10 protein-coding genes are annotated in these 14,261 nt (G+C 71.8%); 5 read left to right on the forward strand and 5 right to left on the reverse strand.

Going from position 1 to position 14,261, the window contains the following annotated elements; translation table 11 throughout:
* Window positions 1-59: 59 nt before the first annotated feature.
* The 4 genes from hemW to lepA form a co-directional block, all read right to left on the reverse strand.
* Window positions 60-1,292 (reverse strand): radical SAM family heme chaperone HemW, encoded by a 1,233-nt coding sequence (gene hemW / locus ABD329_RS37570; protein WP_198279413.1) that lies wholly within the window; start codon window positions 1,290-1,292, stop codon window positions 60-62.
* A gap of 1,157 nt (window positions 1,293-2,449) precedes the next feature.
* Window positions 2,450-4,549 carry a SpoIIE family protein phosphatase gene (locus ABD329_RS37575; protein WP_344317555.1) on the reverse strand — a complete coding sequence of 700 codons (2,100 nt, stop codon included), beginning with the start codon at window positions 4,547-4,549 and terminating at the stop codon, window positions 2,450-2,452.
* Between the two features lie 236 nt (window positions 4,550-4,785).
* Window positions 4,786-6,675 carry an AMP-dependent synthetase/ligase gene (locus tag ABD329_RS37580; RefSeq protein ID WP_198281243.1) on the reverse strand — a complete coding sequence of 630 codons (1,890 nt, stop codon included), beginning with the start codon at window positions 6,673-6,675 and terminating at the stop codon, window positions 4,786-4,788.
* 228 nt (window positions 6,676-6,903) lie between these two features.
* Window positions 6,904-8,781 (reverse strand): translation elongation factor 4, encoded by a 1,878-nt coding sequence (lepA, locus tag ABD329_RS37585; protein ID WP_198281242.1) that lies wholly within the window; start codon window positions 8,779-8,781, stop codon window positions 6,904-6,906.
* A 282-nt stretch (window positions 8,782-9,063) separates the two neighbouring features.
* Here lepA and rpsT point away from each other — a divergent pair, with 282 nt between their 5' ends.
* Both rpsT and ABD329_RS37595 read left to right on the forward strand, forming a co-directional pair.
* Window positions 9,064-9,330 carry a 30S ribosomal protein S20 gene (gene rpsT / locus ABD329_RS37590; RefSeq protein ID WP_198281241.1) on the forward strand — a complete coding sequence of 89 codons (267 nt, stop codon included), beginning with the start codon at window positions 9,064-9,066 and terminating at the stop codon, window positions 9,328-9,330.
* Window positions 9,331-9,592: 262 nt separating this feature from the next.
* The gene (locus tag ABD329_RS37595) at window positions 9,593-10,558 is read left to right on the forward strand and encodes a hypothetical protein (RefSeq protein WP_344317556.1); all 966 of its coding nucleotides are present in this window, start codon (window positions 9,593-9,595) and stop codon (window positions 10,556-10,558) included.
* 671 nt (window positions 10,559-11,229) lie between these two features.
* Here the strand turns inward: ABD329_RS37595 and holA are convergent.
* Window positions 11,230-12,219: a DNA polymerase III subunit delta gene (gene holA, locus ABD329_RS37600; RefSeq protein ID WP_198281824.1), complete on the reverse strand. Its 990-nt coding sequence runs from the start codon at window positions 12,217-12,219 to the stop codon at window positions 11,230-11,232.
* Between the two features lie 104 nt (window positions 12,220-12,323).
* Here holA and ABD329_RS37605 point away from each other — a divergent pair, with 104 nt between their 5' ends.
* The 3 genes from ABD329_RS37605 (at window position 12,324) to ABD329_RS37615 (ending at window position 14,112) form a co-directional block, all read left to right on the forward strand.
* Window positions 12,324-12,620 (forward strand): hypothetical protein, encoded by a 297-nt coding sequence (locus ABD329_RS37605; protein ID WP_246619128.1) that lies wholly within the window; start codon window positions 12,324-12,326, stop codon window positions 12,618-12,620.
* A gap of 54 nt (window positions 12,621-12,674) precedes the next feature.
* Window positions 12,675-13,217 (forward strand): MOSC domain-containing protein, encoded by a 543-nt coding sequence (locus tag ABD329_RS37610; protein ID WP_198281823.1) that lies wholly within the window; start codon window positions 12,675-12,677, stop codon window positions 13,215-13,217.
* A 112-nt stretch (window positions 13,218-13,329) separates the two neighbouring features.
* Complete coding sequence (locus ABD329_RS37615; RefSeq protein WP_198281822.1) at window positions 13,330-14,112, forward strand: DUF899 domain-containing protein; 783 nt, start codon at window positions 13,330-13,332, stop codon at window positions 14,110-14,112.
* Window positions 14,113-14,261: the final 149 nt, after the last annotated feature.

Below are 14,261 nucleotides of genomic sequence, written 5' to 3' on the forward strand. Positions count from 1 at the left end.
ACGGCCGCCGTAAGGGCTCCCGTACGGGTTCCCTTAGGGGCTCACGGCACGGCCCCGCCTCAGTCCACCAGGTCCCGCACCACCGCGTCCGCCAGCAGCCGCCCCCGGAGCGTGAGCACGGCCTGCCCGCGCCCGTACGGCTCCGGCTCCAGCAGGCCGTCCTCCAGGGCCCGTGCCGCGGCCGCCGCCCCGGCCGGGCGCAGCAGCTCCAGCGGGCAGCCCTCGGCCAGCCGCAGCTCCAGCAGGATCCGCTCCACGCGGCGCTCCTCGGCGGACAGCAGCTCCCGGCCCGCGCCGGGCGACCGGCCCTCGCCCAGGGCCTGTGCATACGCCCCGGGGTGCTTCACGTTCCACCACCGCACGCCGCCCACATGGCTGTGCGCGCCGGGACCCGCGCCCCACCAGTCGGCGCCGCGCCAGTACAACTCGTTGTGGCGGCAGCGCCCGGCGGGCGAGGTGGCCCAGTTGGAGACCTCGTACCAGACGAACCCGGCTGCCGACAGGGTCTCCTCGGCGATCAGATAGCGATCCGCGTGCACATCGTCGTCGGTCATCGGCACCTCGCCGCGCCGGATCCGCCGCGCCAGCTGGGTGCCCTCCTCCACGATCAGCGCATACGCCGAGACATGGTCCGGGCCCGCCCCGAGGGCCGCCTCCAGGGAGGCACGCCAGTCCGCGTCGCTCTCGCCGGGCGTCCCGTAGATCAGGTCCAGGTTCACATGGCCGAATCCGGCCGCCCGCGCCTCGGCCACACACGCCTCGGGCCGCCCTGGGGTGTGCGTACGGTCCAGCACCTTCAGGACGTGCTGCCGGGCGCTCTGCATCCCGAAGGAGATCCGGTTGAAGCCCGCCTCCCGCAGCTCCGCCAGATACCGCGGATCGACCGACTCCGGATTGGCCTCGGTGGTGACCTCGGCCCCCTCGGCCAGCCCGAACTCATCCCGGATCGCCCCGAGCATCCGCCCGAGGTCCGCCGCGGCGAGCAGGGTCGGGGTCCCACCGCCGACGAACACGGTCTCCACGGCCCGCGGGTCGTCCCCCAGCACCTTCCGCGCCAGCCGCACCTCTTCGACGACCTGCTCGGCGTAGTTGTCCCGCGAGGCGAGCACACCGCCGGAGCCGCGCAGCTCACTGGCGGTGTAGGTGTTGAAATCGCAGTAGCCGCAGCGGGTGGCGCAGTACGGCACATGCAGATAGAACCCCAGCGGCCGCCGCTCCGCCCCCGCCAAAGCGGTCGCGGGCAGTGCGCCGTCCTCGGGCATGGGCTCACCATCAGGCAGTACGGAAGGCATGCCCCCATTGTCCGGCACGCCCGGCACCACCCGGACCGCGAGACGGCGCCCGAACGCCGCGACGTCCGGCGACCGGGCCTACAAGGGCGCCCTGCGAACCCCGCGGAGCCGCATAGCGGTGCTTTCCCCTCCCCGCCCCTTCCCGCGCCTCGATGTGCGGCTCCGCCGCGCGGCAGGGGCCCTGCCCTGGGCCCGGAGCCTGGGGAGAAGCCCGCTCGGGGGTCTGGGGCAGAGCTCCGGTCCGGGGCCTGGGGCGGAGCCCCGCTCGGGGGCCTGGGGCACAGCCCCACTCCGAGGGCCCGGGGCAGAGCTCCGCTCTGGGGCCGGAGGCGCAGCCCCACTCCGACGCCCGGGGCGCGACCCCACTCCGGGGTCTGGGGCACACCCCCACTCCGGGGCCTGGGGAGCAGCCCCACTCCGACGCCTGGGGCATAGCCCCGCTCTGGGGCCGGAGGCGCAACCCCACTCCGAGGGCCCGGGGCGCGACCCCACTCCGGGGTCTGGGGCACACCCCCACTCCGGGGCCTGAGGCACAGCCCCACTCCGACGCCTGCGGCAGAGCCCCGGTCTGGGGCCGGAGGCGCAGCCCCACTCCGACGCCTGGGGCATAGCCCCGCTCTGGGGCCGGAGGCGCAACCCCACTCCGAGGGCCCGGGGCGCGACCCCACTCCGGGGTCTGGGGCACACCCCCACTCCGGGGCCTGAGGCACAGCCCCACTCCGACGCCTGCGGCAGAGCCCCGGTCTGGGGCCGGAGGCGCAGCCCCACTCCGACGCCTGGGGCAGAGCCCCGGGCCGACGCCTGGGGCGGATCCCCACTCCGAGGGCCCGGGGCACAGCCTCACCCGAGAGCCCAGGGCAGAGCCCCACTCCGAGGGCCCGGGGCGCAACCCCACTCCGAGGGCCCGGGGCGCAACCCCACCCCGGCGCCGGGGCGGAGCCCCACTCCGACGCCCGGGGCACAGCCCCACCCCGAGGGCCCAGGGCAGAGCCCCACTCCGACGCCCGGGGCACAACCCCGCCCCGGCGCCGAGGCGGAGCCCCACTCCGAGGGCCCGGGGCGGGGCCTCAGGCCGGGGGCTGGGGCGGGGCCCCAGTTGTGGGAAGGGGCGGGGAGGGGAAAGTCCGCCGGAGGCGGCACGGCCCGCCGGGCACTCCCTACTGCACCCTCAGGACCAGCATCGCCAGATCGTCGTCCGGCGGATCCGGCGCGAACTCGTCCACCGCCCGCCGCACCCGCTCCGCGACCTGCCGCGCGCTCAGCCCCGCGCACAGCGCGAACGTCGCCGCCAGGCCGTCCTCGTCGTCGAACTGCCGGTCGCCCGATCGGTGCTCCGTCACCCCGTCCGTCACACAGAGCAGCGTTTCCCCGGGCGTCAGATCGAACGATTCACTCTCGTACGACACATCGTCCACAACGCCCAGCAATATCTGCGGCTCCGCGACCGTCCGCACCTCCCCGTCGGGCCGCAGCACGAGCGGCAGCGGATGCCCCGCACTGGCCAGCGTGCAGCGCACCCCCAGGCCGTCGCCCAGCGGCTCCAGCTCCCCGTACAGCAGCGACAGGAACCGCGCGACCCCGCCGCCCGCCGGCAGCCCCGCGCCGCCGACCAGGCCGCCGTCCACCAGCTCCACGACCCCGGCGGGGCCTCCCACGGCCTCCACACCGGCCACCACGGCCTCCGCGGCGCCCTCGACGGCCTGCTCCACCGCCTCCTCGCCCAGCAGCTGGTTGAGCCGGTCCAGGACCTCTCCCACGCCGTACCCCTCGCGGGCGAGCAGCCGCAGCCAGGGGCGGACGAGGCCGGTCACCACGGCCGCCTCCGGGCCGTTTCCGCAGACGTCGCCCAGGACGAAGCACCAGCGGCCGTCACCGGCCGGGAAGACGTCGTAGAAGTCGCCCCCGGCGGAGATCTCGCCGGTCGGCTCGTACACCACCGCCGACTCGACCCCGGGGATCCGCGGGATCACGGACGGCAGCAGTCCGCGCTGGAGCACCCGGCTGATGGTCGCCTGGCGGGTGTAGCGGCGGGCGGAGGCGAGCGCCAGGGCGACGCGGCGGGCGAAGTCCTCGATCAGGCCGACCACTTCGGCCGGCATCCGCACCAGTCCGGCCCGCCCCAGCAGCAGCGTGCCGAGCGCGCGGCCGCCCGCCACCAGCCGGCACGCGAGGGCCGCGCCCCCGGGCCCGTACGCGGCGGGGTCGGCCGGCCAGGGCCACTCCACGGCGCCGCCGCGGACGGCGGTGGGCACATGGGGCGGCTCCTTCTCCAGCACCTGCCGCAGACCCTCGATGCGCCCCTCGCTGGCGTGCCAGACCCGGGCCAGCCGCGGCGGACCGCTGGTGGAGTCGAGCCAGATCGCGCACCAGTCGGCGAGCCGGGGCACCAGCAGCTGTCCGGCGAGCGAGGTGACCATGTCCTCGTCGAACTGCCCGGCCAGCAGATCGGACGCCTCGGCCAGGAAGGAGAGCGCGCCGCGCTGGATCCACTCGGAGTCGCGGCGGACCGGGACCAGGCCCTGCCCGGGCGCGACGATCTCGACGGCCTCGACGGCCTCCTTACGGCCGTCACCGACGGGCCCCAGGCCCTCGGGGACAGGCCCCACGCCCTCGGGGACGACCCCCGTCCCGAAGCCGCCGTCCGGCCCGGCCCCGGTCGCGCTCGCCGCGTCCACGGCATCCATGGCGTCCATGGCGTCCATAGCGGCCGCGGCATCCATGGCGTCCACGGCATCCATGAAGGCCGAGCCCATGCCGCCCGCGGCGGCCGGACCCGAGGGCGCCACCGCCATCTGGAACCACACCGACTTGGTCGCCCGCCGGTAGGTCGTCCCCCAGGACTCGGCGACCTCGGCCACCAGCCGCAGCCCGTGGCCCCCGGCGTACTCCGGCGGCTCGTCCGCATCCGGCGGATCGCCGCGCACCACCCGGGTGGGATGGTGATCGGTCACCTCCACCACCAGGGACGGCGGCTCGCCCTCGCGGTCCGACACATCCAGCGCACAGCTCACCTCGACGGCGGTGCCGGCGTGCACCACCGCGTTGGTGACCAGCTCGCTCACCAGCAGTACGGCCTCGTCCGCCACCTGGTCGGTGACCCGGTCGGCGGCCGGGACCTCGAGCGCGGCCCAGTCGGCGAGGGCGGCGCGGACGAACCGGCGTGCGGCCGAGGCCGCGAGCGGACTACAGGGCAGGCTGACGCGTGCCGATGCGCTGGTACGGACGGGGCCGACCCCACCCCCGACCGGTAGAACCACCCCACCGCCCTCAACCGACCCACCAGAAGTGGCAGAAGATGACGTCCCCACTGTGCGGCTCCTGAAGAAGCTCCGTCATAACGCCGTATCCGTAACCGTATCCGGCACGGACAGAGTGACAGACGGACCGCCCTCATATGCACCGGGTTACGCAAGTGAACCGCGATAAGGGGAAAATTCATGTGTCCGGCGGGCCGGTCAACCCGAAATCCGGTGCGGGGTCGTATACTTGCCCGTTAAACCTCTCGCGCGCCCGCGTACATGTCCTCGATCAGGTCCTTGTACTCGCGCTCGACGACCGGGCGCTTGAGCTTCAGGCTGGGCGTCAACTCCCCGTGTTCCACGTCCAGGTCGCGGGGCAGCAGCCGGAACTTCTTGATCGTCTGCCAGCGCTGCAACCCGTCGTTGAGCCGCTGCACATGGCCGCCGATCAGCTCCCGCACCTCATCGGTGTCCACGACCTCCGCGTAGGTCTTGCCGCCGAGGCCGTGGTCGCCCGCCCACTTCATGATCGTGGGCTCGTCGAGGGCGATCAGCGCGGTGCAGTAATTGCGGTCGGCGCCGTGCACCAGGATGTTGGAGACGAACGGGCACACCGCCTTGAACTGGCCCTCGACCTCCGCCGGGGCCACGTACTTGCCGCCCGAGGTCTTGATCAGGTCCTTCTTGCGGTCGGTGATCCGCAGATAGCCGTCGGGGGACAGCTCGCCGATGTCCCCGGTGTGGAACCAGCCGTCGGACTCCAGGACCTGCGCGGTCAGGTCCGGCAGCCCGTGGTAGCCCTGCATGATGCCGGGGCCGCGCAGCAGCACCTCGCCGTCATCGGCGAACCGCACCTCCAGGCCGGGGAACGCCTTGCCGACCGTGCCGGTGCGGTAGTCCGCCGGGTTGAGGAAGCTGGCGGCGCTGGACTCGGTCAGCCCGTAGCCCTCCAGGATGTTGATCCCGGCGCCCGCGAAGAAGTAGCCGATGTCGGGCGCGAGCGCGGCGGAGCCGGACACCGCGGCCCGCAGCCGGCCGCCGAACGCCTCGCGCAGCTTGCCGTAGACCAGTTTGTCGGCCACCGCGTGCTGGGCCCGGAGGCCGAAGGGTACGGAGGCGGTGCCGGTGCGGCGGAAGTTGTCCTGGGAGACCCTGGCGTAGTCCCGGGCGACCTCGGCCGCCCACTGGAAGATCTTGTACTGGGCCGCCCCGCCCTCGCGCGCCCGCTGGGCCACCCCGTTGTAGACCTTCTCGAAGATCCGCGGCACGGCACACATATAGGTCGGGCGGACCACCGGCAGATTGTCGATGATCTTGTCGACCCGGCCGTCCACCGCCGTGGTGTGGCCGACGTAGATCTGCCCCGCCGTCAGCACCTTGCCGAAGACATGCGCGAGCGGCAGCCACAGGTACTGCACATCGTCGGGGAAGAGCAGTCCGTCCTGATTGCCGATCACAATGGCCATGTAGGACCAGGAGTCATGCGCCAGGCGTACGCCCTTGGGGCGCCCGGTGGTACCGGAGGTGTAGATGAGCGTCGCCAGCTGATCGCTGCGCAGAGCGTCCATCCGCTCCCGTACGGCGTCCGGCCGCCCTTCCAGCAGGGCCGCGCCCCGCTTCTCCAGCTCGGCGAGCGAGAGCACCCAGCCCTCGGGGTCGTCCGCGGCGGGGACCGCGTCCTCGGCCCGGATCACCACCACGTGGGCCAGCTCGGGAAGTTCCTCGCGCTGCGCCCGCACCTTGGCGAGCTGCGCCGCGTCCTCGGCGATCAGCACCCGGCTGCCGGAGTCGGAGAGGATGAAGGAGGTCTCGTCGGCGTTGGTGGTCGGGTAGACCGTGGTGGTGGCCGCGCCCGCGCACAGCACACCGAGGTCGGCCAGGATCCACTCCACCCGGGTGGCGGAGGCCAGCGCCACCCGCTCCTCGGGGCGGATGCCCAGATCGATCAGCCCGGCGGCGATGGCGAAGACCCGATCCGCGCTTTCCCGCCAGGTCAGCGGCCGCCACTCATCGGGGCCCGTGCCCGAGGCAGGGGGCACCGGATAGCGGTACGCCTCCTTGTCCGGTGTCGCCTCGACGCGCTGGAGGAAGTGCGTCGCCAGGGACGGCGGCCGGTTCTCGAGCAAGTTCTGTGTGTCGGTCACGGCATCCTCCGGGGCCCGCATCATTGCTTGGTGACTCGCGAGTAACCTTCGAGTAGGTGATCAGGGTAGGGGCCGAATCCTTACGGCGTAAGGGGGCTGGGTCACGTTGTTCTCACAAGATGCCCAAGAGAGGCCCCGGAAGGCGGCGGGCCCGGCGCATCCATCACGCCAGGCCCGCTGACCACACTGTTCCCGGTGGGCGGTTCCTCCCGCCCCGGTGGGCGATGTCTACTTCTTCGCCTTGGAGTCCTTGCCATCGGAGTCGGAGGACAGCACCGCGATGAAGGCCTCCTGGGGCACCTCCACGCTGCCGACCATCTTCATCCGCTTCTTGCCTTCCTTCTGCTTCTCCAGCAGCTTCCGCTTACGGGAGATGTCACCGCCGTAGCACTTGGCGAGGACGTCCTTACGGATGGCACGGACCGTCTCACGGGCGATCACCCGGGAGCCGATGGCCGCCTGGATGGGCACCTCGAAGTTCTGCCGCGGGATGAGCTCGCGCAGCTTGGCGACCAGCCGGACGCCGTACGCGTACGCCTTGTCCTTATGGGTGATCGCCGAGAACGCGTCCACCTTGTCGCCGTGCAGCAGGATGTCGACCTTGACCAGCTCGGAGGTCTGCTCACCGGTGGGCTCGTAGTCGAGCGAGGCATAGCCGCGGGTCTTGGACTTCAGCTGGTCGAAGAAGTCGAAGACGACCTCGGCGAGCGGAAGGGTGTAGCGGATCTCGACCCGGTCCTCGGAGAGGTAGTCCATGCCGAGCAGCACCCCGCGGCGGTTCTGGCACAGCTCCATGATCGCGCCGATGAACTCGCTCGGGGCGAGGATGGTGCCCCGTACGACCGGCTCGTGCACCGTGTCGATCTTGCCCACCGGGAACTCGCTGGGGTTGGTCACCGTGTGCTCGGTGCCGTCCTCCATGTCCACCCGATAGACCACATTCGGCGCGGTGGCGATCAGATCGAGATTGAATTCGCGCTCCAGGCGCTCACGGATGACCTCCAGGTGCAGCAGCCCGAGGAAGCCGACGCGGAAGCCGAAGCCGAGCGCGGCCGAGGTCTCCGGCTCGTAGACCAGCGCGGCATCGTTGAGCTGGAGCTTGTCCAGGGCCTCGCGCAGCTCGGGGTAGTCAGAGCCGTCCAGCGGATACAGCCCCGAGAACACCATCGGCTTGGGGTCCTTGTAGCCGCCCAGCGGCTCCTGGGCACCGCCGCTGACCTGGGTGATCGTGTCACCGACCTTGGACTGGCGGACATCCTTCACACCGGTGATCAGATAGCCCACCTCGCCCACGGACAGTCCGTCGGCGGGGGTCATCTCCGGCGAGTTGGTGCCGATCTCCAGCAGCTCATGGGCGGCGCCGGTGGACATCATCTTGATCCGCTCGCGCTTGCTGAGCGTGCCGTCGACGACCTTCACATAGGTCACGACGCCCCGGTAGGCGTCATAGACGGAGTCGAAGATCATCGCGCGGGCGGGGGCGTCGTGGACGCCCACCGGGGCGGGCACCAGCTGGACGACCCGGTCCAGCAGCTCGGCCACGCCCTCGCCGGTCTTGGCGGAGACCTTCAGCACGTCGGAGGGGTCGCAGCCGATGAGATGGGCGAGCTCGGCGGCGTACTTCTCGGGCTGCGCGGCGGGCAGGTCGATCTTGTTGAGGACCGGGATGATCGTGAGGTCGTGCTCCATCGCCAGATAGAGGTTGGCGAGGGTCTGGGCCTCGATGCCCTGGGCCGCGTCCACCAGCAGGATGCACCCCTCGCACGCGGCGAGGGAGCGCGAGACCTCATAGGTGAAGTCCACATGGCCGGGGGTGTCGATCATGTTGAGGATGTGGGTGGCGGGCTCGCCGCCCTCGTCCTTCGTCGGCGCCCAGGGCAGCCGGACCGCCTGGGACTTGATCGTGATACCGCGCTCGCGCTCGATGTCCATGCGGTCGAGGTACTGCGCGCGCATCTGCCGCTGCTCGACCACACCGGTCAGCTGGAGCATGCGGTCGGCGAGCGTCGACTTGCCGTGGTCGATGTGCGCGATGATGCAGAAGTTACGGATCAGAGCCGGGTCGGTACGGCTCGGCTCCGGCACATTGGTAGGGGTCGCGGGCACGCAGGGTCCTGTGTCTAGGCGGGACTCGGTGTTATCGGTATGGGTCAGTCCCGTCCATGGTCCCATGAATGGCGACCTCTTCCGGGTTTGGGACGCCATGGACCCTGCTGGTAACCTGGCCGACTGTGTCTCGTGCCCCCTCTTTCACGGAGATCTCCAAGGACATCTCCGTGAGGGGCGCCATGGACGTCTTCTCAGCAGTCTCAGAAGTCTCCATAGCCTCCATGGGCACGGACGCACCACGAAGCAAGTGAAACCCAACGAACCTGCGAAGGCTTTTACGTGGCGAACATCAAGTCCCAGATCAAGCGGAACAAGACGAACGAGAAGGCGCGCCTGCGCAACAAGGCGGTCAAGTCCGAGCTGAAGACCGCCATCCGCCGCACCCGCGAGGCCGTGGCCGCCGGTGACGCCGAGAAGGCCGCCGAAGCCATCCGCATCGCCGCGCGCAAGCTCGACAAGGCCGTCAGCAAGGGCGTTCTGCACAAGAACAACGCCGCCAACAAGAAGTCGGCGCTCGCCCAGCAGGTCTCCACCCTCCAGGGCTGACGCCTTCCGGGGCTGGCCTCGAGAGTCTCGAAGGCTGGCGCCTTCCGGGGGAAGGTCTCCAGCCGGTTTGGGCACAGCGGTCCCTCTCACCCGCTCCAACCGGCAACCGAGACCTCTTCAGCCCCTTCAGCGGCACCGCGCCGCACGCGGCCTGCGTTCGCCACGCGGGTGCGGCGCACATGATCGATACGAAGGCCCCGCGCCTGTCCTTTTCCCCAGGACAGCGCGGGGCTTTCGCGGTTAATTCGGGTATGTTCACGTCATGTCGACACCGGGGGAAACACCCAATCCGTACGGGCCGCCACAGCCGCCCCAACCGCCTCAGCAGAGCCCGCCGCCGAGCCCGCCGCCGAGCCCGCCGCAGGGGCCGGGGCAGGGGCCGGGGCAGAGCCAGCCGCAGAGCACGCCGTCCGGCCCGTACGGGCAGGTGCCGCCCCAGGCCCAGCCGCCCCAGCACAATCCGTACGCCCAGCCGACGATGCCGTCCGTCCCCCTGGGCGGCGGCTACGGCCCGATGGGCGCACCGGGCACGCCTCCCGGGATGCCTCCCATGGGCCCCGGGGGCGGGGGCGGCGGCAAGGGCTGGCTGTGGGGGCTGGGCGGGGCCGTCGTCGCCTCGGCAGTCTGGGCCGGGGTGCTGTTCGCCACGGGAGGCTTCGACGGGAACGAGGCGGAGGCCGATCTCGCGGGCTACCGCTATATGACCAACCTGTGCGGCTCGACGGACTCCCAGTCCTTCGAGGACTCCGGGTACGAGCAGAAGAGCGGCTCGTCGTCGAACCCCCAGCACAGCAGCTCCGAGAGCCCCGCCCTGGACTCGATGACCTGCAACATCGACTTCGAGCCGAGCGGCGCGAGCACCAGCGACTACTCCTCGGTGTGGCTCTACACAACGGCGTCGCTGCACAAGAAGACCGACCCCGGCCCCGAGTTCGAGGCCCAGTACCGGTCGTACGAGGACCAGAAGACGTCCACCTACAGCTATGAGGTGAGTCCGGTCAGGGGGCTGGGCGAAGAGGCGTATGTGGTGCGGCAGGAGAGCAAAAGCAGCACCTCCAACACTGGCGCCTATGTGATCCTCGCCGTGCGGGACGGCTGGATGACCTATCAGTCGACCTGGTCGGAGTATGTGTCGACCTCCTCCAGCGCCTCGGCCAAGACGCCCGAAGAGGCCACCGAGATGCTCAAGAAGAGCGCTAAGGCGACGCTGGAGAAGATGAAGGAGTAGTCGCGGGCCAGGGGTGCAGCCCTAGGCCGGGCCCCGGGGCGAAGCCCCGACAGGGCCCGGGGCGCGACCCCAGGCCGGGGCCGAGGGCGCGACCCCAACGGGGCCCGGGGCGCGACCCCAAGCTGAAGCCCAGGACACAGCCCCGGGCTGGGGCCCGGAACGCAGCCCCTGCGAGGGCCGCAACCCCAAGCTGAAGCCCAGGACGCAACCCCAGGCCGGAGCCCGGAACGCAACCCCAACGGGGCCCGGGGCGCGACCCCAAGCGGAAGCCCAGGACGCAGCCCCGGGCCGGAGCCCGGAACGCAACCCCAACGGGGCCCGGGGCGCGACCCCAAGCGGAAGCCCAGGACGCAGCCCCGGGCCGGGGCCCGGAACGCAACCCCAACGGGGCCCGGGGCGCGACCCCAAGCGGAAGCCCGGGACACAGCCCCGGGCCGGAGCCCGGAACGCAGCCCCTGCGAGGGCCGACGGGGCAGCCCCAAGCTGAAGCCCAGGACGCAACCCCAGGCCGGGGCCCGGAACGCAACCCCAACGGGGCCCGAACGCAACCCCAACGGGGGCTGGGTCGAGGCCCCAAGCCGGGGCCCGGGGCGTAGCCCCAACGGGGTTCGGGGCGGAGCCCCGGTTCGGGGAGGGGCGGGGTGGGGAACGAAACGTGCCCCGGTTGGCGGCTAGCGGCGGCCTGCCCGGGCGGCGCGGGCGATCGTGACGACGGCCTTCTCCAGGGCGTACTCCGGATCGTCCCCGCCGCCCTTGACCCCCGCGTCGGCCTCGGCGACAGCGCGCAGCGCGATCGCCACGCCATCCGCCGACCAGCCACGCATCTGCTGCCGCACCCGGTCGATCTTCCATGGCGGCATGCCCAGCTCACGGGCGAGATCGCCGGGCCGGGCGCCGCGCGGCGCGGAGGCCAGCTTGCCGATGGAGCGGACGCCCTGGGCCAGGGCGCTGGTGATCAGCACCGGCGGCACCCCGGTGGAGACGGCCCAGCGCAGGGCCTCCAGCGCCTCGGCCGCGCGGCCCTCGACGGCACGGTCGGCGACGGTGAAGCTGGACGCCTCGGCACGGCCGGTGTAGTAGCGGGCGACGACGGCCTCGTCGATCGTGCTCTCGACATCGGCCACGAGCTGGGAGACCGCGCTGGCGAGCTCGCGCAGATCGCTCCCGATCGCGTCGACCAGGGCCTGGCATGCCTCGGGTGTGGCGGACCGGCCGGTGGCGCGGAACTCCGACCGTACGAACGCCAGCCGGTCGGCGGGCTTGGTCATCTTCGGGCAGGCGACCTCGCGCGCCCCGGCCTTGCGGGCGGCGTCGAGCAGCCCCTTGCCCTTGGCGCCGCCCGCGTGCAGCAGCACCAGGGTGATCTCCTCGGCGGGGGTGCCGAGGTAGCCCTTCACGTCCTTGATCGTGTCGGCCGACAGATCCTGTGCGTTGCGCACCACCACGACCTTGCGCTCGGCGAAGAGCGAGGGGCTGGTCAGCTCCGCGAGGGTGCCGGGCTGGAGCGCGTCGGGCATGAGGTCGCGCACATCGGTGTCGGGGTCGGCCGCGCGCGCGGCCGCCACCACCTGCTGCACGGCGCGGTCGAGCAGCAACTCCTCCTGGCCCACGGCGAGGGTCACCGGGGCGAGTGGATCGTCGGTCGTCGTCTTCCTGGCCATCGTGGTCCAGCATCCCACGGACCACCGACAGCCCAGCCGCCCTGCTGCCCGCAGTCCTGCTGCCCGCCGTCCTGCTGCCCGCCGCCCGAATGGCCTCCGCCCGGATGTCCGACAATGTTCCGGTGATCGATGAAGGACTGACCGGCGCCCGGAACTCCCGGAACTCCAGGCACATCCTGGTGCTCCCCGACCGCGACTCCGCGGAGGAGGTGGCCGAGGCCCTCCCCGAGCGCTTCGGCATCACCCAGGAGCCCCAGCTGGTGCGGGACGCCCTGGCGGGCGAGGACGACGCCGAGGACGCCCAGTGGCTGGTGGTGATCGAGGACCCGGCCGGCGGGCTGGACCCGACGGCGCTGGACGCGCTCGCTGATGAGTACGACGGCTGGCTGGAGGCCGAATAACGTCCGAGAATGGGCTCATGACCAACCGTGGTCGCGGAAGAGGGGGCTCCGAGGATGAGCGGGACCGTAACGGCAGTCAGCAGCAACGGCGAGTACTCGTTCACCAAGCCGAACCGGGACAGCATCACCCTGCTCACCGGCCTCGGCGTCGAGGGCGACGTCCACGCCGGCGTAACGGTCAAACACCGCTCCCGCGTCGCCCAGGACCCCACCCAGCCGAACCTGCGCCAGGTCCACCTCATCCACGAAGAGCTCTTCGCGGAGGTCGGTGCGGAGGGCTTCCAGGTCCTGCCCGGTGACCTGGGCGAGAACATCACCACCCGCGGCATCGACCTGCTCGCTCTCCCCGTCGGCACCCTGCTGCGCATCGGCGACGAGGCAGTGCTGGAGGTCACCGGCCTCCGCAACCCCTGCCTCCAGATCGACCACTTCCAGAACGGGCTCCTGAAGCAGGTCGTCGGCCGCGACGAGGCCGGAAACATCATCCGCAAGGCCGGAGTCATGAGCATCGTGCGGGAGGGCGGCACCGTCCGCCCGGGCGACCTGGTCCAAGCCGAGCTCCCCGCCGAACCCCACCGCCCCCTGGACCGCGTCTGAGCGCGGGGCGCCCCCTGCCGCGATGAGTTCCGGCCGGGCCGGGAGTCTCTTCTGGTGACCGTCGTAGCACGCCGTACGACGCCGCCCGGTACGAGACACCACGGAGGACACCATGACGGCCACACCGGACGACCCGACCACCGCGCTGCCCGGCCGCCCGCCCGTGGTCGACCTGGCCACCTGGCAGGCCGCCCGTGACGAGCTGCTGGTCCGCGAGAAGGCCCACACCCGGGAGGGCGACGCCATCGCCGCGGCCCGCCGCCGACTGCCGATGGTGGAGTTCGACGGGACGGTCGAGGTCGTCGGGCCCGACGGCCCGGTCCCGTTCCTGGACCTGTTCCAGGGCCGCGACGAGCTCGTGGTCTACAAGCACATGTGGTACGACGGCGCGCCGCACCAGGGGCAGTGCGAGGGCTGCACCACCACGGCCTGGCATCTGAAGGAAGCGGACTACCTCAACGCGCGCGGCGTCTCGTTCGCCGTCCTGACCACGGGCCGCTGGGACGAGGTGGCCTCCTACGTCGAGTTCATGGGCTACACCCAGCCCTGGTACTCGGTGCGCGACGTGTCCGGGCCGGCCGGCGGCAGCATGGGGTATCTCACCTGCTACCTGCGCGACGGCGACCGCGTGTTCCTCACCTACTCCACGACGGGCCGTGGCAACGAGCGGGTCAACGGGTCCCTCGGCCTGCTCGACATGACGCCCTACGGCCGCGGCGAGGCGTGGGAGGACAACCCCGAGGGCCGGCCCGAGGGGCGCGACGCGTGCTGGTCCTGGCGTTCGGACGCGGACGGGAAGGCCACCTGGGGCCCGACCAGCCGCCCCGTACCGCAGTGGTCCCGCCCCGGCGCGACCCCCGTGGAGACCCTCGGCCGAAACGGCCACCACCACTGAGGCGTGCCGCGGACATGAGTGGGGCGCCAGGGTCGAAGGGAAGACCTCTGGCGCCCTACTCGCGGCCGAAACCGCCTAGTCGTGACGTAGAGCCTCAACGATCGCCGCCCAGACGGCTCGCGCCACCAGGGATACCGCGAAGCGCTCCA

The sequence above is a fragment of the Streptomyces javensis genome (assembly GCF_039525925.1).
In the GTDB taxonomy this organism is placed as follows: Bacteria; Actinomycetota; Actinomycetes; order Streptomycetales; family Streptomycetaceae; genus Streptomyces; species Streptomyces asiaticus.